Origin of the sequence: Noviherbaspirillum soli (assembly GCF_015352955.1) — a bacterium.
Lineage (GTDB): Bacteria > Pseudomonadota > Gammaproteobacteria > Burkholderiales > Burkholderiaceae_D > Noviherbaspirillum_A > Noviherbaspirillum_A soli.
Genome location: NZ_JACYOX010000003.1, coordinates 16,079 through 36,309, shown reverse-complemented (window position 1 = coordinate 36,309; position 20,231 = coordinate 16,079). Strand labels below are relative to the sequence as shown.

Below are 20,231 nucleotides of genomic sequence, written 5' to 3'. Positions count from 1 at the left end.
CATAATAATGCTCACAGCAGAATGCCATTTTTAGGATCGTTCCTGAAAAAACTCTTTTGCCTTTCTTTTCAATCCCTTAGGAATTTTTATGGCTGCCAGTTGGACAAGCCGCGGAAGTGTATTGATTCGTTTGGCGCGCCAGCATTTTGCCTTTTATCGTGGCTATCTGGACGAGCTGGATCTGCGTTTGCTGGCAGAACGTTACCCGGGAGGCGAAGCGGGGGCGTCCGAGAAAGACTCGGGTATGCCCGCTGCGAAAGGATTGCTTGGCTGGATCACGCAGCAGCTCGTCGTTGAGGCTGAACGCTGCGGCCAGCGGTCCGCAGCCCGTCTGCTGCGTCTGCGGCCGGTGCGGAAAGCAGCGGAGGAACAGGCTGGCGCCCTGCTCACGCTGGCAGAATTCCAGGAGGAGCGCGATCCGTACCACATGTATTCCGAGGTCGAGCTGCTTGAATTGTTCGAGCTGGAATACCCCGGCCGGAAAGGCAATGCTGAGCGACTTGCGCAACGTAATCGCCGGTTGAGACGGCGGCAGGAGGCGCTGCTACAGATCATCGAAGGTCGTATCCGAATGGAACCCAGCCTCGATGATTCGGTCTCGGCATGGATAGATCCCCGGCTGGCAAATTATCTGGTAAAGGCGAACATCATCACCTTGGGCCAATTGCATGCGACGATCGAGGCGCACGGTTTTCACTGGTATCGAAAGGTGCCAAGGATAGGCGTGAAGGCAGCACGTCATATTAGTAGCTGGCTGCTCCTTCCCTCCACGCGGGACGCGCTGGGGGCTACCCTCTCTACGCGTGGTATTACACCGCCGCGCAAAATACAGAACGAACTGGCAGGGCCGGTTGCAAAGGGTCTGGACATCCTGCCTTTGGAACGTTTGTACTTACCCGACTCCCTGAGCGGCGTGACAGGTACCAATCGCGGCGCCATGGCATCAATTGCTGCTACGAACGACATCGAAGCCATCCAAGCCTGGTTGCTGCAACTGAAACCAGGCAGCCATACGGCGCGTGCCTGTCGCAAGGAAGCGGAGCGTTTCCTGCTCTGGGCTGTACTGGAAGCTGGAAAGCCACTGAGTTCGACAGACACCGCTGGGGTGCGTGCTTATCTGCATTTTCTGAGTCAACTGGGCAGGCAGTCTCCAGAGGCATGGGCGCCGGAACACCGCATCCCGCAGGCAAGTTGGCTGGGACCACGCGGTGTAGATCGTTGGTCCGTGCGGTGGCGGCCGTTTGAAGGACCGCTATCAATTGCGTCGCAGCGCGCGGCTCTGTCGTTGTTGAAGTGCCTAATGCGGTTCCTGCATGCTGCGGGCTATCTCCAGAGCGACCCTTCGGCCGGAACAAACATCGTGGCGAACCCGGCGTCGAAATCGCATAGGGAAGAAAGTCGTCGCAAGGCAGTACTGCAAGACGAGTGGACGGCAGCATGGACCTATCTGGAAAGCCAGCCCGTGTCGGCACAATCCTTGCGCATCAAGGCAATCTTGCTGTTGCTCAAAGAAACAGGCTGCAGGCTGCAGCGAGTGAGTTCGCTACGTCGTGACGCGCTTTACCATGATGGAAGCCAGTGGCGTCTCCGCGTAGATACTGAGGATTTGCTGGGTAAAACAATTATCGTCAGCGCAGCTTTGCATGACGCACTTCTCGGCATCTTTCGCTTTCATGGTTTTGAAGGTTTGGACAGCGTGTCGCCTTCGGCGCCTCTTATCACAGCGATATCGACAGAGGGCGGGAGCAATGCAGGGTTACATGCCTTATCAGGTTCGAGAATTTATCGGATCATCAAAGACTACTTTGGCAGGGTGGCGAACGATATCAGTGCCACCAACCCAGGCCTGGCAAATCGGCTGCGGCAAATTTCAGTTGATTCCTTCATCTATCGTGAGTAGATCTGGGCAGCCATGTTCGTCATGTATCAGTCGCCATAGTCTGGTGGCTACCTCAAGCAGGAAGTGTAGCTGGCGCGGCCTCCGAAGACGAGCCAGGCTGGACTGCCTGGCGTTTATTCCTTGCACCGAAAAGTGCTGAGGATGCAAATAGCATAGCCTGGCATCTCGGCAGACCTCGTTTCAGCAAGCGAATAGAGTATTCCCCGGGGAATATTGCTTTTCATTGCTGATTTCAAGCGAGTCCATGCCCGGCCCACGGCGAACTCGAAACGAACCAAAACCAATATAAAGGTGTGAACTTGAGGGAGAACCAGTGCACGAGCGCATCTTCCTCCCCATGAACAGCGCGGGATTGCTCTATAGACATGACCATAGCGTCCAGTCAAGCAAGTTGGGTAACGACTTTGATTGCTTCCCTTTGAATATCATTGGATTAAAGAGTCCGAAAATTGTCCGCTCGCTGCGGCAACGAGATTTAGAAGCCTTTTGAGATGGCTACTGTGCTTATTTCAACCGGCCAAAAACACTTAAATTCTGTGCATTAGGAGGCGTAGCACAAAATTACGAGTCGAATCAGTAATCCTTACTCTACGAGGCGCCGAGTCGGACGACTCTTCTATTAACGTGGATTCAGGGACAACACCTGATTTTCATGCAATCACTATTTTTCGATCCGCGCTACCGTCCAGGACTTCGCGAAAATAGTTGAGGCTAGCACTTTGTCGAAACGGACAGCGGATAAATCAATTCGATAGGACCTATAAACCGAGAACTGGCCTCGGCTCGGGTCGGATTCCAATAAAAATATTCCTGAACAAACCAAACGTTGAGGCTCAAGCCAAATCGATTCCGTACCATATTCCCCGGGGAATAGCCTGGATCGTATGGCGTACTAAACAGCTTGGACGTGAACGAATACAGACGGCTCGCTATTGAAATTAATAGTTGAATTAATGAATTACATTTAGTATAAGAGACGCTTACTAAACATCGGGATGGTTATGCCGGCTAAAATTATTATCATCACCAACCAGAAGGGCGGCGCAGGCAAGACCAACGCAGCCGTCCACCTTGCCGGCACCGCAGTGCGCAGGCATTTCAAGACCCTGCTGATCGATGCCGACAAGCAGGGAACTGCAACGAAGTGGGTCGCCCAGGCAGAGGATGGCCAGAAACACAAGATACGGGTGATGGGCCTTGCGATGGCCGAGGCCAAGATTGCCCAGGAAGTGAAGCAATATGTCGAAGACTATGAACTCATCATCGTTGACTGCCCTCCGTCGGTAGATTCGCCGATTCCACAGGTAATGCTGATGATTGCAGACCTGGCCATCGTCCCCATCGTTCCGAAGCCGGGCGATCTCTGGGCATCGACCGATCTTCTCGAACTGGCCGAACGTGCCAGCACGATGAACCCTGACCTTAGGATAAGACTGCTAGGTTCGAATGTGATCGCCAACCTGGCCATGTCAAAGCATTCATTGACTAGTATGGCGACCATGCGCGAAACCGCCCCACTATTCAAAACCAGGCTGCATCAACGTACTGCCTATGTGGAAGCCATGCTGACGGGCGATTCCGTCCACTACTTCGGCAGTAGTGCGAAAGCAGCGATAAATGAAATAGAAGCCTTATTTGATGAAGTAATGCTAGCGCTGAACTTGCAGGCACCAAAGGCGAGGGCCAGAAAATGACTAAAAAGAAGGGTTTGTACGACAGGCTCAACACCAGCGTTGCCGACCAGAGCAGCCAGGCAAGAGACAAGTTTGATAACGCCGATCTGGTCATGGCCATGAGCCGGCTTAAGCAACAGCGGCCCGAGCAAACGGCCACGGAAGCGCCGCCAGCAGCGGCGATAGCGACTGCGACCGCAACCGAACAGGCCCGGCCAGCCGGGCAGACGTCTTCCGCCACGAGCGATGCAGCATCCGATGGCTATGTGGTGCAGGCAATACCGATTGCCAGTGTGAAGGATCATCCGCGCAATGCGCGGCAGGTGTACGACCCGGCGCGCATCGATGAAATGGCAACCAGCATTGCGCGCGACGGTCAGCGCGTGGCTGCGGTCGTCATGCCTGACCCCGCGGAGCCGGGCAGCTATCTATTGATTGAGGGCCGTTACCGAAAACGTGCGCTTCAAAGCCTGGGACGCGGCACGCTGCTGGCCTCCATTGTCGAGCCGCTGTCCGACCTCGAAGCCTACCGGCTATCTCTCTTGCTCAACGAGGAGCGCAACGACCAGACCATACTGGACAATGCCCTGTCGTGGAAAGCCATGCTCGATGACGGCACCTACCGCAGCCAGGACCATATCGCCGAGCATCTGAATATCAAGCAGGGCACGGTGTCGAAGACGTTGGCGCTGCTCGACCTGCCTGCTGGCGTGCTCAGCATCATCAAGACCCGTCCGGCCAGTTTCGGCATTCGTATCGCGCAGGAACTGCGGCAGCTTTCAAAGCTGGTTGACGAACCGGCGCTTGAATCCGTGGCGGAGCAGGTGATTGAAGAAAAACTGTCAGTCAGGGACCTTGAACGCTTGCGAGACCGAAAGACGCAGGAGCCGCTCACCCGGGAGCGTTCACGCGCCTATCCGCTGCAATGGGGAAATGTGCGGCTGGGTTCCATTCGCGAGTTCGAAGACGGGCGGCTCAAGATAGACCTGTCCAACGCACCGGAGGGCTTGCGAACCGAAATTATCAGTGCGGTCAAGAAAACGCTGGCAGAAGCGCAGGTGTCCCAACCAGGTCTGGACACGGCAGCGCAGGCGGCGGAGAAAAAAGGCGGCAGGAGCAGTACATCGTCCTGAAGCGTTATACGGGATTGCCCGCGGGGCTGGCGGCATCGTTCAAAGGAGCCGCCGGCATTCGAACAGGGCCGATTACTTTGCCGAGCCCATGCACAGGTACCGGGTCTCGAACGGGTCAGCCATCCAGCTCGGCAAAATCCAGCACCGCAGCATCGGTCACCTCGCCCCAGGTACGGGTAGCCAGCCAGTCTGCGAATGCAGCGCTGAGCACCGGGGAATTCAAACCCTTTTTAAGATGCGGCTTGATGCTGCGATCAGCCTGGGCAGAAAATTCGCTGAACAGGCTGGTCTGTTCCTGCGCCGACAATTCACCGTAATAGCGCAGTGCCTCCTGATTGCGCGCGGCGATGAATCGCTCGCGATATCCTTTCCTGGGCTTGGAAGCAGCTTTGGCCTTGCCTAACGGCTGCGCTACCGGAGCAACAGTGGCAAAGCCCTTTTGCAGCGCGGTGCGGAAGTAGCCCGCAGGCGCATCCACATTCGGTCCCTTCTTGATCCGCTTCTCGACGAAGTCGATCGTAGCCAGCAGCAATTTTTCTTCGTAGTTCGAATAGTATTCCTTCGCGTCCGCCTCGCTGACACCCATGCGCAGCATGCGTTCGATCACGGATGAGTCGATGACGATTGCAGCACCTGGTTCGAGTAACGAGGCTTGCGCCTTCAACTGGACCCGGAACTGGATTTCCTCTACCTTGCGGCCCCGTTTCGTTTCGATCAGTTCGACATCGATGTCCGTCACGCTATTGATTTCGGACAGCGCCTTGACGATCATGTCGCGCTTGAAGTACTTGTATTCCGGCAGCACGACATCCTTGATCGAATTGCCAGAAAGTACGTGATACCACTCCTGCCAGCTGTCGCGATTGGTCAGATGGGAAGGGCTGGTTGCATACCGGCGGCATACTTCGTACAGCGCCAGGCTGTGCGCACTGCGCAGCACTGCTTGGTAGTAAAGGCTTAGCTTGGTGTACGTGTCTGGCTTGAGAACTTTTTCCTTGACCTGGGGCGGAAAAGCAAAGCCGATGAAGACCGTGCCACCCTTGTTGCGCAGCCCCGAGGTGTTAAAGATGGTCAGGCCTGCCAGCAACCGTTCGCTGGCCCACATCTTGTCGGAGGTGGCTTCCACCTTGATATTCTGCAACGCCTCCGCATGCTCCTTGAAGAATTCATAATCCCGGCTGGTGTACTCGGTGTTGGCGCACAGATCAGCCATTCTTATCCAATAGTATTCCTCGAAGCCAGGCACATCGGCCGGCGCGTCGACACCGGTCCTGCCCACCTCCTGCGCCCTGAAAATGAAGGCGTTATAGATACGACGCGACAACAGCGAGAATTTGCCTTCCACAACGCGGAAACCGATGGCATCGTTGGCTTTCCTGAACTCGGATGCAAGCAACTCGGGCTGCTCGGGGCTTGATACGGCAAGCGGAGTCGAGTTTATCGCCTTCTTAGGCTTTTTTGATGTGGCCATACGGATGTTGAGCGGAACGCGGAGATTGCCATGATGCCTTTAAGGTGAAAGTTCGGCAAATTTTTTTTCACCGGTGAACGTACATCGTTGTGGAATCACCATGCGGGCAAAAAAGGCCCTTCACAAACCTTCTCACCTCAAAGGTTCGCGCTTCACTTGTCCACTCACCTGCGTTCACAGAGCCACTCACCATTCAGCGCGTCACTTCACTTCAACTCTCACACATGTTCACTGAAATGCTCACCAGTGTTCACACCAATGCTCACCACAATCGCGGGAGAGGCTTATCTGGCAAGGGTTTGCGGGCCTCCTTAATGTAGTTAAGGTTTACAAGGGTTTACTACTAATAACTCTCAATGCGAATAACATGCCATTCTGCGCAAGCATGGGAATGCAAGGACCACTGGCACTGCAAGCTATTTTCCCTTTCCAAAGAAGCAGGCAGTCTCTACCTGCCGCAGATACAGCAATTTTTCGGCAAGACGTAGTCGACAACTCAAAAAAATAGCCTTCAGGAAAGGACATTGACGCTATAAGCCGGAATAACCGCCGAAATGATGAAAAACCTTCACAGAACTTCTCACCTGAAGCCGCTCTTATACCGTCGAAGCAGTTGCAGCAATGCATATCTGACGCAGCTTCACAGAAATTCTCACCTGACTTATGGATGGCCACGTCACTTCTCCGCACTCCCTGCATGTCCAAGCGAACCGCCAGCCATGATTCAACCGGCAGAAGCGGTGTTCACAATAACGCTCACCTTCATGGCTTCGGCGTGCTGTATGTTCACAAAAAATCTCACCTCACCGTTGGGATTTCCCAGAATTCGACTTCACACAAGTTCTCACCCTTCTTTAGCGTCGCATTATTCTGGATATAAGGTATTGTTTTTAATAGGTATTTATAAAATCGCCCACACATCGCACGGACTTCACAGATTTGCTCACCTTTGCGCGGTTTCCAGAACATTCTCATCGTCCGTCTCTTCACAGACATTCTCACCATGAGGCCGGCACCATAGCTATCGACCTGGACCATCAGCAAAGTAGGCAAGGAAGTTCACAAACTTACTCACCTATCGCAGGCTAAGGCCATGCCAGGCATGTTGGATGCCTGGCCTGATCACAAATATTCTCACCTTTGCGTCAGGAGATGAGCGTTGGGAGGGCACAGGATCACAAAACTTCTCACCTTTGCATTGCTGACAGCTGCCTCACGCTTCAAGGCATCCACAAACGGCCTATCAGCAGCAAGCACTTCACAGAAAAGCTCACCTTCGGGAATCAGCAATGAAAAACGCCAGCAGATAATGCAGAGCGGAACAGCAAGGAGCCTGCGGTCCGACGCAAACAGGCAAGGTTCACAGAATTTCTCACCTTTGAAATCTGTTCGCCCCTGCCAAAGCGCAATTAATGGCCAGGGGCATCAGCCAGGCCGCCTCGTTCCCATTCCGCAGCCCAGATCGCTTCATCGATACTATCTGCCAGCAGAAATGCCAGATCATGTGGCAGGCGGCACACTAAGTCCGCGGGTGGCATGCGGGAAAAGCGAAGAATGAGGCCGAGCGACGTTGGCGTCGACTCCACAAGAATGCCCATGTTCTCCCGTTGCAGGGTAGTGCGGAAAGTAAGGGGAACGGCCAATTCACCCTGCCTGCGATGAAAAAGGCGATAGGCATCCTTCGCGGGCAGGGTTTTCAGGAACTTGTCGCCGTAGTTCAACTGGTGCGAAGCGCGTCTCTTCGCCAGGAAGTTTTGATAATGATCGGCATGCAGCGCTGCAAGGCCTGCACAGGCATCGCGCACCTTCCAGACCAATGCAGGCTCGAGCTGCAGGAAAACGGTCGATTCGCCGGATGAGCCATGCAGCAGCAAATGCAAGGTCAGACCAACCCCGGGTTGACCACGCGCCTGCTGTATCACAGCGAACTGGTAGGCGATGGCGACAGGCAGATCGGTAGCGGTCATGGACTGAACGATGAAGGAGGTCACAAGGCTGCCCATACGGCAGCAGGATGAGTTCTGCAAACCGCATCGGGAAAGCTTAATATAGACCGCCTTTTCGCATCTGTTTGACTTCCTCATCAACAAAAATGGAGCTGGAGACATGGCAACACTGAACGTCAACGGGACAGTCCGTGAATTCGAGGCCGAGCCAGATACGCCGCTGTTATGGGTGCTGCGGGAGCAGCTTGGATTGACCGGCACCAAATACGGCTGCGGCATCGCCCAGTGCGGCGCCTGCACCGTGCATATCGATGGTGAAACAGTGCGGACCTGCGTGCGGCCGGTATCGACTGTCACTCCCGAGCAGAAAATCGTAACGATCGAAGGCCTGTCCAGCAACGGCTCCCATCCGCTGCAGAAAGCCTGGGTTGCGCTGGATGTGCCGCAATGCGGCTTTTGCCAGAGCGGCATGATCATGGCGGCGGCGGCGCTGCTGAAGGAAAAGCCTCAACCTACCGACGCCGACATCAACCAGTCGATTACCAATATCTGCCGCTGCGGCACCTATAACCGGGTGCGTGCGGCCATCAAGGCGGCCGCGCAGGGCGGCAATACCAGACAGGCGGGCCTGGCGATCCAGCATGCCGACGGGAGCACCACATGAGCCGCGCCATGACTGAAGAAACCAGCGGGATGAATGCTTCGCGACGCCGCTTTCTCGGCACCACCGCAGCCGCCTTCGGCGGCCTGATGGTGGGTTTTCACATACCCTATGCGCATGCGGCCGATGCCGGGGCCTCGGCCGCAGCAACGCCGGAAGTCAATGCATGGGTCGTCATCAAGCCCGACGATACGGTGGTAATCCGTATCGCACGGTCGGAGATGGGGCAGGGCTCGCTGACCGGGCTGGCGCAGCTGGTCGCCGAGGAACTGGACTGCGACTGGGCCAGGGTCACGACCGAATATCCGACACCGGGACAGAACCTGGCGCGCAACCGCGCCTGGGGCAATTTTTCCACCGGCGGCAGCCGCGGCATCCGCGAATCCCATGACTATGTCCGCAAGGGCGGCGCGGCGGCGCGCATGATGCTGGTGCAGGCCGCGGCGAATGAATGGAAGGTGCCGGTCTCGGAATGCCGGGCGGCCGCCAGTGTCATCACCCACCAGCCCTCCGGGCGCCAGACCACCTATGGCAAGGTGGCGGCAGCCGCGGCCAGCCTGACGCCGCCGGAATCGGTGCAGCTGAAAGACCCGAAGGACTGGAAAATCGCGGGCAAGCGCCTGGCGCGGCTCGATACCGTTGACAAGACCACCGGCGCCCAGGTCTATGGCATGGACCTGAAGCTGCCAGGCATGCTCAATGCCGCCATCCGGGATTGCCCGGTGTTCGGCGGCAAGGTGAAAACCTTCAACGCGGCAGAGATCCAAAACCGTCCCGGCGTGAAGAAGGTGATACAGGTCGGCGACAGCGCAGTGGCGGTGGTGGCCGATACCTGGTGGCGGGCCAAGACCGCGCTGGAGACGCTCAAGGTCGAATGGGACGATGGTCCGAACGCCAAGGTGTCCAGCGCCAGCATTGCCGAGACGCTCAAGGCCGGGCTGGAGGCTAAGGAAGCGGCGGTGGGAAACCGCAATGGCGACGCCGCAGCGGCGCTGGCCACAGCCGCGCGCAAGGTGGAAGCGGTCTATTCCTATCCGTACCAGAACCACGCGACGATGGAAACCATGAATGCGACGGCACGCTGGACGCCGGAGCGCTGCGAGGTCTGGACGCCCACCCAGAACGGCGAGGCGGCGCTCGCCGCGGCGGCCGAGGCGGCCGAGCTGCCGCCGTCCAAATGCGAGGTCTACAAGCTGCATCTGGGCGGCGGCTTCGGCCGTCGCGGCGCGGTGCATGACTGGGTGCGGCAGGCAGTGGCGATCGCGCGGGAAATGCCGGGCACGCCCATCAAGCTGATCTGGTCGCGCGAGGAAGACATGCTGCATGGCCGCTATCATCCGGTTACCCAGTGCAAGCTGGCGGCGGGGCTGGATGACAAGGGCAACATCACTGCCTTGCAGATGCGCATTTCCGGGCAGTCCATCATCGCGGGGGTCTTCCCGCAGAACATCAAGGACGGCAAGGACCCGGTCGTGTTCCAGGGCCTGAACCCGCCCGGCCCGGAAGCGTCGATCGGCTACAGCTTTCCGAATCTGCTGATTGACCATGCGATGCGCAATCCGCCGGTGCCGCCCGGCTTCTGGCGCGGCGTCAACCTCAACCAGAACACCATCTATCTGGAGTGCTTTCTGGATGAAGTCGCGCATGCGACGAAACAGGATCCGCTGGCGCTGCGCCGCAAGCTCATGGCCGATCATCCCAGGCACCTGGCCGTGCTGAACGCGGTGGCCGAGCGCGCCGGGTGGGACAAGCCGCTGCCCAAGGGGGTGTACCGCGGGGTGGCGCAGACGATGGGCTTCGGCAGCTATGTGGCGGCAGTGGCCGAGGTGTCGGTCAGCGATGAGGGCGCCTTGAAGATCCATCGCATCGTTGCCGCGACCGACCCCGGCCATGCGCTCAATCCGCAGCAGATCGAAGCCCAGGTCGAAGGCTCCTTCGTCTATGGCCTGTCGGCCGCGCTGTATGGCGAATGCACCGTCAAGGACGGCCGGATGGAGCAGGAGAACTTCAATACCTACCAGGTGATGCGCATGGACGAGATGCCGGCGGTGGAAACCGTCATCGTGCCGTCCGGCGGTTTCTGGGGCGGGGTGGGCGAACCGACCATCGCCGTGGCCGCGCCGGCGGTGCTCAATGCGATCTTTGCCGCCACCGGCAAGCGCATACGCGATCTGCCGCTGAAGAACCATAGCCTGAAAAGGGCTTGATCGGAGGCAGCGATGCGTCGCAGTCCGGGCTGGATCGCAGGATGGGCATTACCGTGGGCACTGCTCTGGCCTGGCCTGGCGCAGGCGGCTCAGCAAGCCGGACTGGCGCCATACAGTGTGGAAGGCGATGGCATACCGCAGCCGTTGACCGCGGTAGCGGGAGACGCCGGCCGCGGCCGGGCCATCGTTGCCAACCGCCAGGTCGGCTTATGCCTGCTGTGCCATGCCGGACCGCTGCCGGAGGAACGGTTCCAGGGCAACCTGGCGCCGGACCTGGCGGGCAGCGGCACGCGCTGGAGCCAGGCGCAGCTGCGGCTGCGCATCGTCGACGCCGGCCGCATCAATCCGGACACCATCATGCCGGCTTACTATCGGATCGACGGCTTGAACAATGTCGCGCCGGCAGTGCGCGGCAAGCCGATACTGGACGCGCAGCAGGTCGAGGACGTGGTGGCCTACCTGCGGTCCCTGAAGGAAAAGGAAGGCGAGTGATGCTTGCGAAAACCGGCCCCAACCTGAAACGCCGCCGCCTGCTGGCAGGCAGCGCCGCGTTGGGCGCGACCATCCTGGTGCGGCCCGCCGCCGCCGCGCCGGATGAACTGGCGGCAGCGGTACAGGCCTGGACCGGCGGCATCAAGCCGACGCCGGGCCGCGTCAAGTTCGACATTGCCAGCCTGGTCGACAACGGCAATGCCGTGCCGGTCACGGTCAGCGTCGACAGCGCCATGACCGCGGCGGACCATGTGGCGGCCATTGCGATTTTCAATGAACGCAATCCGCAGCGCGACGTTGCCCGGTTCACGCTCGGTCCGCGCGCCGGCCGCGCCAAAGTATCGACCCGGATACGCCTGGCCACCTCGCAGAAACTGACCGCGGTGGCGAAGATGTCCGACGGCAGTTACTGGTCGGATACGGTGGACGTGGTGGTGACGCTGGCCGCCTGCATCGAAGGGGAGGGCTAGCCATGGCACGCACACTGATCAAGCTGCCGGCCAGCGCCAGGCGCGGGGAGGTGATCGAGATCCGTACCCTGATCAGCCATCCGATGGAAACAGGCTACCGGCCCGGCGCGGATGGCCAGGTTCTACCGCGCAACATCATCCGCCGCTTCAGTTGCCGCTATAACGGCGACGTCGTCTTCAGCGCCGAGCTGTTCCCGGCGATCGCCGCCAATCCCAACCTGATTTTTTTTACGGTAGCCACCGAAAGCGGCAAGCTGACCTTCACCTGGGAGGGCGACAACAACTTCAGCCAGACCGAATCGGCCGAGATCACGGTGACTGGCTGAGAACGCCATGCGCATCGTCCTCTTCATGCTGTGCGCACTGCTGAGCCTTGCGGCGGCGGCGCAACGGATGTCGGGCACGGCATTCATGGGGCCGTCGACGCAGGCGATGCAGCGCGACGACAGCCTGAATCCTGCCATGCTGTGGGTCAAGGAAGGCGAGACCGCCTGGCGCCGCAGCGACGAGGGCAACGGCAAGTCCTGCGCTTCCTGCCACGGCGATGCGGAAAGCGCGATGCGCGGCGTGGCGGCCCGCTATCCCGCGTTCGATGCGCAGGCTGGACGCCCGATCAACCTGGGACAGCGCATCAACCAGTGCCGCGTCCGCCAGCAGTCCGCTGTAGCGCTGCCGGCCGAAAGCGATGCGCTGCTCGGCCTGGAAAGCTATATCGCGCTGCAATCGCGCGGCATGCCGGCGGCGGCGCCGGACGATGCGCGCCTGCGCCCGTTTTTGGAGCGTGGCCAGGCGCGCTGGCAGCAGCGCATGGGCCAGCTCAATCTGTCCTGCGCGCAGTGCCACGACCAGCGCTGGGGGCAGCGCCTGGGCAGCAGCATCATTCCGCAGGCGCATGCCACCGGCTATCCGATCTACCGGCTCGAATGGCAGGCGATGGGCTCGCTGCAGCGGCGTCTGCGCAACTGCCTGAGCGGCGTCCGGGCGGCGCTGTACCCGGCGGGCTCGCTGGAACTGGCGGAGCTGGAGCTCTACCTTGCGCAGCGTGACAGGGGAATGGAAATGGAAGCGCCGGCGGTGCGGCCGTAGGCGGCGCCATGCCGGGGCTGGTTACTGGAACTTCAATGGTTCATGGAAGGAGAACAATGCCATCAACGCGCCTTGCAAATGCATGCCTTGCGATCGGGCTTGCCGTGATCGCAGCGCAGTGCCCGGCCGCGGCCCAGACCCAGCCCAAGACGGCGGACGACGCCGGCCGCAGGCTTTACGCCAGTTGCGCCGGCTGCCACGGCACCGAGGGAAAGCCGGCGCCCGGCAGCAGCCTGCCGCCGCTGGCAGGGCAGAGCCAGGATGCGCTGGTGGCCAGCATGAAGGCCTTCCAGGGAGGCAGCCGGCCCTCGACCATCATGCAGCAGCTGGCAAAAGGCTATACCAGCGAGCAGATCGACCTGATCGCGGCCTATCTGTCGCAACGGAAAAAATAGGGAGACAAGACCATGAAACGTCGCCAGTTTCTCCAGGCGCTGGGCATGGGCGCAGCGCTCGGCGCCATTGCGGCCCGCGCCAGCGGCGCCAGCCAGGCGCGGCCCAAGGTGATAGTGGTCGGCGCCGGTTACGGCGGCGCCACCGCTGCCCGCTATCTGTCGCTGTGGAGCGAAGGCAGCATCGATATCACCCTAATCGAGCCGAACCCGGCCTTCATCTCCTGCCCGCTGTCCAACCTGGTGCTGGGCGGCTCGCGCCGCCTGGACGACCTGACGATCAGCTACGACCGGCTGGCCAGCCGCAGCGGCATCACCATGGTGCGCGAGCTTGCCACCGGCATCGATCCGGACAAGCGCACGGTCACGCTGGGCGATGGCAAGACCTTGCGCTATGACCGCCTGATCCTGTCGCCAGGCGTTGACTTCCTGTATGACAGGCTGCCCGGCATGGGCCAGCCCGGCGCCAGGGAACGCGTCCTGCATGCCTGGAAGGCGGGCGAGCAGACGGTTGCGCTGCGCCGGCAGCTGGAGGCGATGGAAGACGGCCAGTCCTTCCTGATCTCGATTCCGCAGGCGCCCTACCGCTGTCCGCCGGGGCCCTATGAGCGCGCCTGCCAGGTGGCGCACTATTTCAGGCAGGCCAAGCCGAAATCGCGCGTCATCCTGCTCGATGGCAACGAGGACGTGGTATCGAAGGGCGCGCTGTTCAAGAAGGTCTGGGCCGAACGCTATCCCGGCATCGTGGATTACAGACCCAGCTTCAATACGGTGGACGTGGATGCGAAGACGCTAACCGTGGTGTCCGAACTGGGCGAGGAAGTCAGCGGCGCGGTGGTCAATCTGCTGCCGCCTCAGGCTGCGGGCAGGATCGCCGCGGGCGCTGGCCTGGCCAATGCAAACCGCCGCTGGTGCGAGGTCGATTTCCTGAGCTTCGAGTCGACCCAGGCCAGCCATATCCATGTGCTGGGCGATGCGATCCAGGTCGCGCCGCTGATGCCCAAGTCGGCCCACATGGCCAACCAGCATGCCAAGGTCTGCGCGGCAGCCATCATCGAACTGCTTGCCGACCGCCCGCCGCCAGCCCATCCGCTGCTGACCAATACCTGCTACAGCTTCGTCTCGGACCAGGACGTGATCCATGTGGCATCGGTCCACAGCTACGACGCGCAGCGGAAGACGCTGATCGCCGTGCCGGGCAGCGGCGGGCTTTCAGCGGCGCCCAATGCGCTGGAAGGGCGCTATGCGATGGACTGGGCCCGCAACATCTGGGCTGACACGCTGCTGTAATTGCCGGCCCGGACGCAAAAACGGCGGCCTGAAGCCGCCGTTTCCGTGTGCAACAGCGCCGCCTAGCGGTTTTTGCTGCTGCTCTTGACGGCGCTATCCTTCATGTCGCCGGCAGCCTTCTGCATCTTGCCCTCGGCCTGTTTCGCCATGCCCTTGGCCTGCTGCTTGTTGCTGCCCATGGCTTCGCCCGCCTTGCGCTGCACTTTGCCGGCGGCATCCTTGACTGCGCCCTTTACCTGGTCCTTGTTCATGGCGATCTCCTTTATCTTGAAATATCAAACCGCCCATGCGGCTTGTGTTTGGAGCATAGACCGAAAGACGCATTTGACAAGGTAGGACAAGCGCTGATGATGCGGTAGGACTATGTCGGCAGTTGCAGCGGCCATGCCCGTCCATGCCTTCAGCGGCCGCGCCATGACCCAGTGCGTCGATTCCTACACGCCTTTCTCCTGCCGTCCTATAGGTCGTTGCGAGAAATGGCTCTACGATAAAAGCGACATCAACAAGCAGGAGGAACAGGCAATGACCAACCGCATCGGAAACAAGAACGTCGCCCAGCTGCGCGGCAAGCAGGAACGCAAGGAAACCAAGGCGGCCAATCGCGCCCGCGAGGCGATCAAGCGCGAAGAAGCCCGCGCCAAATACCGCAACGCGGTGAAGGGCCAGCCGTTGCCGGCAAGCGCCTGATCCGGCCGTCGCTCTGCATCCCGCAAGCCCCGGCCGTCAGGCCGGGGCTTTTTCATGCCGTCTTTAATGCCTCGCTTGCCACCGGAAGCTTGCGCAGCCGCTTGCCTGTGGCGGCGAAGATCGCATTGGCCAGGGCCGGCGCAGTGGCCGAGGTGCCCGGCTCGCCGATGCCGCCCGGCGCATCGCTGCTCTGGGCAATGAATACCTCGATGCGCGGCGCCTCGTTGATGCGCATCATCCGGTAGTCATGGAAGTTGGACTGCTGCACCCGCCCCTTGTCGAAAGTGATTTCGTTCCACAGCGCCGCCGTCAGGCCGAAGATCACGCCGCTTTCAATCTGCGCGACCACGGTGTCGGGGTTGACCACCTGTCCGCAATCGACCGCGCACACCACACGGTGCACCCGCACCTCGCCATCCGCGCCCACCGAGACTTCAGCCACCTGCGCCATGTAGCTGCCGAAGGCGAACTGGGTCGACAGGCCGCGTCCGACGCGACGCCCGGCGACCGGGGCCAGCGGCTGTCCCCATCCGGCTTTTTCGGCGGCCAGGTTCAGCACCGCCCGCATGCGCGGCGATTTATCCAGCAAATCGCGCCGGTAGACCAGCGGATCCTGCTTGGCCGCGGCTGCCAGCTCGTCGATGAAGCTTTCCACCACGAAGATATTGTGGGTCGCGCCGACGCCGCGCCAGAATGCGGTCGGCACCGGCGGCTCATGCCGCACATAGTCGACCATCACATTGGGAATCGCGTAGGGCATGTCCTTGGCGCCTTCCACCGCGTCCGGATCGACGCCGTTCTTCACCGCCGGCGGCGCAAAGCGCGCCATGATGGACGAGCCGGTGATCCGGTGCGACCAGGACAGCGGCTTGCCCTTGTCGTCCAGCGTGGCGGCCAGGCGGTCGTAGTAATAGGGCCGGTACATGTCGTGCTGCACGTCTTCCTCGCGGGTCCAGACGAACTTGACCGGCTGCTTCATCTGCCTGGCGAAGGCGACCGCCTGCGAAATGAAGTCCACCTCCAGCCGCCGTCCGAAGCCGCCGCCCAGGAAATGATTGTGGACCTTCACCTTCTCCGGCGGCAGGCCGGTGATCTTGGCGGCCGCGCCCTGCGCGAAGGTCGGCACCTGGGTGCCGACGTAGAGGTCGCAGCCGTCTTCCCGCAGGTCGACCGTGCAGTTCATCGGCTCCATCGTCGCATGGGCAAGGAAAGGCATCTCGTACACCGCTTCCAGCACCTGCCCGCCCTTGGGCGCTTCCTTGCCGACATCGCCGTCCTTGCGCGCCACTGCTGCGCCCTTGCCGCTTTCGGCGGCGGCCTTCATGTCGGCAACGATGGACGCGGTGGTCATGTCGGCATGCGCGCCGTCCGACCATTGCGGCTTCGCCGCGGCCAGGCCCTGCTTGGCGGCCCACATGTGTTCGCCCACCACCGCCACCGCATTGTCGAGCTTCAAGACCTGGCGCACGCCCTTGACCGCCATCGCGGCGGCTTCGTCGACCGATTGCAGGGCGCCGCCCGGCACCGGCGACGCCGCCACCGTGGCCACCAGCATGTTGGGCAGCCTCGCGTCGATGCCGAACTTGGCCTGGCCATTGACCTTGTCGGCCGAGTCGAGCCGCTGGTGCTTCTTGCCGATCAGGGTAAAGTCGGCCGGCTTCTTCAGCACGATGGCCTTGGGAGCGGGCAGCTTGGCCGCGGCATCGACCAGTTCGCCGTAATGCATGGTGCGGCCGCTGGCGCCATGTGTCACCATGCCGTTCTTCGCGGTGCAGCCGGCGGCGTCGACTTTCCAGGCCTGTGCCGCCGCCTCGACCAGCATCAGCCGCGCCGCCGCGCCGGCCTGGCGCAGCGGTTCCCAGGCGGCGCGCACCGAGGTCGAACCGCCGGTCACCTGGCCGCCCAGCAGCGGATCGCTGTACAGGTTGTTGTCGGCCGGCGCCTGTTCCAGCTTGACCTTGGACAGATCGACTTCCAGTTCTTCGGCCAGCAGCATCGGCATCGCGGTGTAGGTGCCCTGGCCCATTTCGACCTTGTGCACGATCAGCGTCACCAGGCCTTCACGGTCGATGCGGATGAAGGCATTGTGCGCCAGGCCTGGCGCATCGCCCGAGGTCTTGGTGGCGGCATTGCCGACCGCGGCTTCGGCCGGCACTTCATTGCGCTGCTCGCGTCCGCAGGCGCCGAGGCCGAAACCGATCAGCAGGCCGCCGCCGGCGGCGGCGCCAACCCGCAGGAAACGGCGGCGTCCCGGCGATGACGGGGCGCTTGGGAAAGTAATGTCGTTCATGACCGTGGCTCCTTCGGCGCCTGGCCGGCAGCCAGCTTGATGGCGGCGCGTATGCGGCCATAAGTGCCGCAGCGGCAGATATTGCCCGCCATCGCGGAATCGATGTCGGCGTCGGTGGGCGCGGGCTTGGCGCGCAGCAGCGCGGTGGCGGACATGACCTGTCCGGACTGGCAATAGCCGCACTGCACTACATCGATGTCGCGCCACGCGGCCTGGACCTTCTGGCCTACCGGATCCTGGGCCATTGCTTCGATGGTGACCACTTTTTTGCCGGCCACTGCCGACAGCGGGGTGACGCACGAGCGCACTGCCTCACCGTCAAGATGGACCGTGCAGGCGCCGCACTGGGCGATGCCGCAGCCGAATTTGGTGCCGGTCAGGCCGGCAACATCCCGTATCGCCCACAGCAGGGGCATATCGTCGGGGAGGTCGAGCGTCGTGCTCTGACCGTTCAGGGTGAAGGTGGGCATGGAATTCCTTTGTGTCTGGCGGTGAAAAACCGGTGTTGACAATTTTCCCTCCCGTGTGCGGCCAGCCTTTGTTCGCGTGCAAGGGAATGGTCGAAAAGACAGGTGGGGCACGGCGATTCTGTCCTCCCAGGTGGCGTGCCCGCACAACGATCGCGTCGACAAAATAATTACACATGGAAATAAGCGCGGAAAGCAGTTACCATGGCGCAACTATTATTCGTTTCTTTTGGCAATCCCGGCCGCCCGCAATGCAAGACAAGAGGCGATGACTGACGGCTGCCCCACAGGAAAAGCGCCTGATGGCTATAGCGCTTCTCCCGAGCGTTTCGGCTTCGATATGGAAAACCACTTGCAGCATATTGCCAGCGGCAGCGTCATCCTTTGGGAACTGGATGACGGCGACCACTTCATTTTCTTCGACCATGACGGCGCCTGGCCGCTGCCCGGCGGTAGCGATACAACACTGGCCGGCTGGGCGGCCGGCATTCATCCTGACGACGCGGCGCAGGTGGCGCAACTGCGCCGGCAAGCCCGGCAAGCGAACCGGCGTTTCCAGCTGGACTACCGGGTGGCGGGCAGCGACGGCCAGTACCGCCATATCCGCGAGACCGCCGCGCCCCGCCTCCGGCCCGGACAGCCGGCAGGCTATGCGGGCGCATTTACCGATATTTCCGAGCAGGTCCGGTCGCGCGCACGGCTGGCCTGGGGCGAAGCCGAGCATCGCCTGCTGACCCAGAATGTGCGTGACCTGATCGCCTACAGCGATGTCGACAACATCTACCAGTACGTGTCGCCGTCGCACCAGGAAATACTGGGTTACCGCCCGGAGGAAATGGTCGGCACCAATGTGTTCGACTACCTGCATCCGGCCGACCTCGCGGCCATGCACGAAGCGCGCGGCAGCGATGGCGCCGACGACCGCTCCGCCATGTACAACATGCGGGTCAGGCACAAGGAAGGCCACTGGGTCTGGCTGGGCATCAACAGCCGCACGCTGCGCGATGCCGGCAGCGGGCGCAGCACCGGCTTCGTGGCGGTCGGCCGCGATATCACGGCCCAGCTGGAAGCGCAGCGTGAACTGGCCCGGCGCGAGCAGCAGTTCCGCAGCCTGACTTCCCTGTCCTCGGACTGGTACTGGGAAACCGGTGCCGACGGCCGCTTTCGCTTTCTGTCCGACGGCATCCAGTCCCGGCTGGGCCTGGAGCCGCGTCAATTGCTGGGCACCAGCATGGAATCCTGCGCGCTCGATACCAGCGAGCCGGGCTTTCTGGCTTGCCAGAGCAGCATGGCCTCGCGCCGGCCGTTCCGGGATGCGGTCTTTTCCGTTGGCCTGGAAGGCTATCCGGGTGTCGTGCGCTATATCCGGATTTCCGGCGAGCCGGTCTTCGAGGAAGGCGTGTTCCACGGTTACCGCGGCGCCACCCGCGACGTCACAAGGGAAGTGCGCAATGCCAAGACGCTGGAGCACATGGCCACGCACGATTCCCTGACCGGCCTGTGCAACCGGACGCTGCTGGAAACACGCCTCAGGCAGCGCGCCCGGGACCGGCGCGCCAATGGCCTGCATGCCATCCTGTTCATTGACCTCGACCGCTTCAAGCAGGTCAACGACACCCTGGGCCACAAGGCCGGCGACCTGCTGCTGGCCGAAATCGCGCGCCGCCTGAAACAGTGCGTACGGCCCGATGACACGGTGGCTAGGCTGGGCGGCGATGAATTCGTCATCCTGGCCGACTGCGGGCAGGATATCGCGGCCGCTTCCGCCATTGCCGGCAAGCTGCTGGTCGCACTGAACGCGCCTTTCGTACTTGGCAGCCACAGCATCAAGCCGAGCGCATCGATCGGTATCAGCATCTGCCCGCAGGATGGCATCAATCCGGAACGCCTGCTGCAGGACGCCGACTGCGCGCTGTACCGGGCCAAGCAGGACGGCCGCGAATGCTTTCGCTTCTATCATCCGGACATGCGCAACCCGGCGCAGCCAGGCACGCACGCCGTCCATTGAGCGCTGGTCGGACCTGTCCGGCTTAGCGCCTGGTGGCGAACGCCATTTTTCCTGCTAT

General features: G+C 61.2%; 18 protein-coding genes. 13 read left to right on the top strand and 5 right to left on the bottom strand.

From position 1 onward, the window contains the following. The first annotated feature begins 88 nt into the window (after positions 1-88). The 3 genes from IGW04_RS04235 (at position 89) to IGW04_RS04225 (ending at position 4,706) form a co-directional block, all read left to right on the top strand. Positions 89-1,900, top strand: a complete 1,812-nt coding sequence (locus IGW04_RS04235; protein ID WP_194711799.1) for a phage integrase family protein — start codon at positions 89-91, stop codon at positions 1,898-1,900. A gap of 1,001 nt (positions 1,901-2,901) precedes the next feature. Beyond that, positions 2,902-3,594 (top strand): ParA family protein, encoded by a 693-nt coding sequence (locus IGW04_RS04230; protein ID WP_194711798.1) that lies wholly within the window; start codon positions 2,902-2,904, stop codon positions 3,592-3,594. Then, entirely contained in the window at positions 3,591-4,706 is a 1,116-nt protein-coding gene (locus tag IGW04_RS04225) for a ParB/RepB/Spo0J family partition protein (protein WP_194711797.1), read from the top strand. The genes IGW04_RS04230 and IGW04_RS04225 overlap by 4 nt, the downstream gene beginning before the upstream one ends. A gap of 115 nt (positions 4,707-4,821) precedes the next feature. On the opposite strand, the gene IGW04_RS04220 is transcribed toward IGW04_RS04225, so the two are convergent. Both IGW04_RS04220 and IGW04_RS04215 read right to left on the bottom strand, forming a co-directional pair. After that, positions 4,822-6,177 carry a replication initiation protein gene (locus IGW04_RS04220; protein WP_194711796.1) on the bottom strand — a complete coding sequence of 452 codons (1,356 nt, stop codon included), beginning with the start codon at positions 6,175-6,177 and terminating at the stop codon, positions 4,822-4,824. Positions 6,178-7,586: 1,409 nt separating this feature from the next. Then, a complete protein-coding gene (locus IGW04_RS04215) occupies positions 7,587-8,144 on the bottom strand; it encodes a hypothetical protein (protein ID WP_194711795.1) in 558 nt (185 codons plus the stop codon). A gap of 139 nt (positions 8,145-8,283) precedes the next feature. Here IGW04_RS04215 and IGW04_RS04210 point away from each other — a divergent pair, with 139 nt between their 5' ends. The 8 genes from IGW04_RS04210 to IGW04_RS04175 are packed head-to-tail and all read left to right on the top strand — an operon-like array spanning position 8,284 to position 14,721. Next, entirely contained in the window at positions 8,284-8,787 is a 504-nt protein-coding gene (locus IGW04_RS04210) for a (2Fe-2S)-binding protein (RefSeq protein WP_194711794.1), read from the top strand. 8 nt (positions 8,788-8,795) lie between these two features. Beyond that, positions 8,796-10,991 (top strand): xanthine dehydrogenase family protein molybdopterin-binding subunit, encoded by a 2,196-nt coding sequence (locus IGW04_RS04205; protein ID WP_194711793.1) that lies wholly within the window; start codon positions 8,796-8,798, stop codon positions 10,989-10,991. A 60-nt stretch (positions 10,992-11,051) separates the two neighbouring features. Further along, a complete protein-coding gene (gene soxX / locus IGW04_RS04200; protein WP_407672038.1) occupies positions 11,052-11,483 on the top strand; it encodes a sulfur oxidation c-type cytochrome SoxX in 432 nt (143 codons plus the stop codon). Continuing rightward, entirely contained in the window at positions 11,483-11,953 is a 471-nt protein-coding gene (locus tag IGW04_RS04195; RefSeq protein ID WP_194711791.1) for a SoxY-related AACIE arm protein, read from the top strand. The genes soxX and IGW04_RS04195 overlap by 1 nt, the downstream gene beginning before the upstream one ends. A gap of 2 nt (positions 11,954-11,955) precedes the next feature. Beyond that, positions 11,956-12,279 (top strand): thiosulfate oxidation carrier complex protein SoxZ, encoded by a 324-nt coding sequence (gene soxZ, locus IGW04_RS04190; protein WP_194711790.1) that lies wholly within the window; start codon positions 11,956-11,958, stop codon positions 12,277-12,279. 7 nt (positions 12,280-12,286) lie between these two features. Then, the gene (gene soxA, locus IGW04_RS04185; RefSeq protein ID WP_194711789.1) at positions 12,287-13,039 is read left to right on the top strand and encodes a sulfur oxidation c-type cytochrome SoxA; all 753 of its coding nucleotides are present in this window, start codon (positions 12,287-12,289) and stop codon (positions 13,037-13,039) included. A gap of 56 nt (positions 13,040-13,095) precedes the next feature. Continuing rightward, positions 13,096-13,434, top strand: coding sequence for a c-type cytochrome (locus tag IGW04_RS04180; protein WP_194711788.1), 339 nt, complete (start codon positions 13,096-13,098; stop codon positions 13,432-13,434). Between the two features lie 12 nt (positions 13,435-13,446). Continuing rightward, positions 13,447-14,721, top strand: a complete 1,275-nt coding sequence (locus IGW04_RS04175) for an NAD(P)/FAD-dependent oxidoreductase (protein ID WP_194711787.1) — start codon at positions 13,447-13,449, stop codon at positions 14,719-14,721. Between the two features lie 62 nt (positions 14,722-14,783). Here IGW04_RS04175 and IGW04_RS04170 read toward each other — a convergent pair whose 3' ends face one another. Next, positions 14,784-14,972 (bottom strand): CsbD family protein, encoded by a 189-nt coding sequence (locus IGW04_RS04170; protein ID WP_194711786.1) that lies wholly within the window; start codon positions 14,970-14,972, stop codon positions 14,784-14,786. Between the two features lie 112 nt (positions 14,973-15,084). On the opposite strand from IGW04_RS04170, the gene IGW04_RS04165 reads away from it, so the two are divergent. Further along, on the top strand, positions 15,085-15,408 hold the full coding sequence (locus IGW04_RS04165) for a hypothetical protein (RefSeq protein WP_228526844.1): 324 nt from the start codon (positions 15,085-15,087) through the stop codon (positions 15,406-15,408). A gap of 52 nt (positions 15,409-15,460) precedes the next feature. Here IGW04_RS04165 and IGW04_RS04160 read toward each other — a convergent pair whose 3' ends face one another. Both IGW04_RS04160 and IGW04_RS04155 read right to left on the bottom strand, forming a co-directional pair. Then, complete coding sequence (locus IGW04_RS04160) at positions 15,461-17,698, bottom strand: xanthine dehydrogenase family protein molybdopterin-binding subunit (RefSeq protein ID WP_194711785.1); 2,238 nt, start codon at positions 17,696-17,698, stop codon at positions 15,461-15,463. Continuing rightward, positions 17,695-18,168 (bottom strand): (2Fe-2S)-binding protein, encoded by a 474-nt coding sequence (locus tag IGW04_RS04155; RefSeq protein WP_194711784.1) that lies wholly within the window; start codon positions 18,166-18,168, stop codon positions 17,695-17,697. The genes IGW04_RS04160 and IGW04_RS04155 overlap by 4 nt, the downstream gene beginning before the upstream one ends. Positions 18,169-18,517: 349 nt before the next feature. Between IGW04_RS04155 and IGW04_RS04150 the strand changes: the two genes are divergently transcribed. Next, positions 18,518-20,173, top strand: a complete 1,656-nt coding sequence (locus IGW04_RS04150) for a sensor domain-containing protein (RefSeq protein ID WP_194711783.1) — start codon at positions 18,518-18,520, stop codon at positions 20,171-20,173. The last annotated feature ends 58 nt before the right edge of the window (positions 20,174-20,231 follow it).

What these genes read in the sequence shown, in the direction of transcription:
- IGW04_RS04205 (WP_194711793.1), top strand. Translation starts at nt 8,796, where the DNA reads ATGACTGAAGAAACCAGCGGGATGAATGCTTCGCGACGCCGCTTTCTC.
- IGW04_RS04225 (WP_194711797.1), top strand. Translation starts at nt 3,591, where the DNA reads ATGACTAAAAAGAAGGGTTTGTACGACAGGCTCAACACCAGCGTTGCC.
- IGW04_RS04210 (WP_194711794.1), top strand. Translation starts at nt 8,284, where the DNA reads ATGGCAACACTGAACGTCAACGGGACAGTCCGTGAATTCGAGGCCGAG.
- IGW04_RS04175 (WP_194711787.1), top strand. Translation starts at nt 13,447, where the DNA reads ATGAAACGTCGCCAGTTTCTCCAGGCGCTGGGCATGGGCGCAGCGCTC.
- IGW04_RS04165 (WP_228526844.1), top strand. Translation starts at nt 15,085, where the DNA reads ATGTCGGCAGTTGCAGCGGCCATGCCCGTCCATGCCTTCAGCGGCCGC.
- IGW04_RS04215 (WP_194711795.1), bottom strand. Translation starts at nt 8,144, where the DNA reads ATGACCGCTACCGATCTGCCTGTCGCCATCGCCTACCAGTTCGCTGTG.
- IGW04_RS04235 (WP_194711799.1), top strand. Translation starts at nt 89, where the DNA reads ATGGCTGCCAGTTGGACAAGCCGCGGAAGTGTATTGATTCGTTTGGCG.
- soxZ (WP_194711790.1), top strand. Translation starts at nt 11,956, where the DNA reads ATGGCACGCACACTGATCAAGCTGCCGGCCAGCGCCAGGCGCGGGGAG.
- IGW04_RS04170 (WP_194711786.1), bottom strand. Translation starts at nt 14,972, where the DNA reads ATGAACAAGGACCAGGTAAAGGGCGCAGTCAAGGATGCCGCCGGCAAA.
- IGW04_RS04195 (WP_194711791.1), top strand. Translation starts at nt 11,483, where the DNA reads ATGCTTGCGAAAACCGGCCCCAACCTGAAACGCCGCCGCCTGCTGGCA.
- IGW04_RS04230 (WP_194711798.1), top strand. Translation starts at nt 2,902, where the DNA reads ATGCCGGCTAAAATTATTATCATCACCAACCAGAAGGGCGGCGCAGGC.
- IGW04_RS04160 (WP_194711785.1), bottom strand. Translation starts at nt 17,698, where the DNA reads ATGAACGACATTACTTTCCCAAGCGCCCCGTCATCGCCGGGACGCCGC.
- IGW04_RS04220 (WP_194711796.1), bottom strand. Translation starts at nt 6,177, where the DNA reads ATGGCCACATCAAAAAAGCCTAAGAAGGCGATAAACTCGACTCCGCTT.
- IGW04_RS04180 (WP_194711788.1), top strand. Translation starts at nt 13,096, where the DNA reads ATGCCATCAACGCGCCTTGCAAATGCATGCCTTGCGATCGGGCTTGCC.
- soxA (WP_194711789.1), top strand. Translation starts at nt 12,287, where the DNA reads ATGCGCATCGTCCTCTTCATGCTGTGCGCACTGCTGAGCCTTGCGGCG.
- IGW04_RS04155 (WP_194711784.1), bottom strand. Translation starts at nt 18,168, where the DNA reads ATGCCCACCTTCACCCTGAACGGTCAGAGCACGACGCTCGACCTCCCC.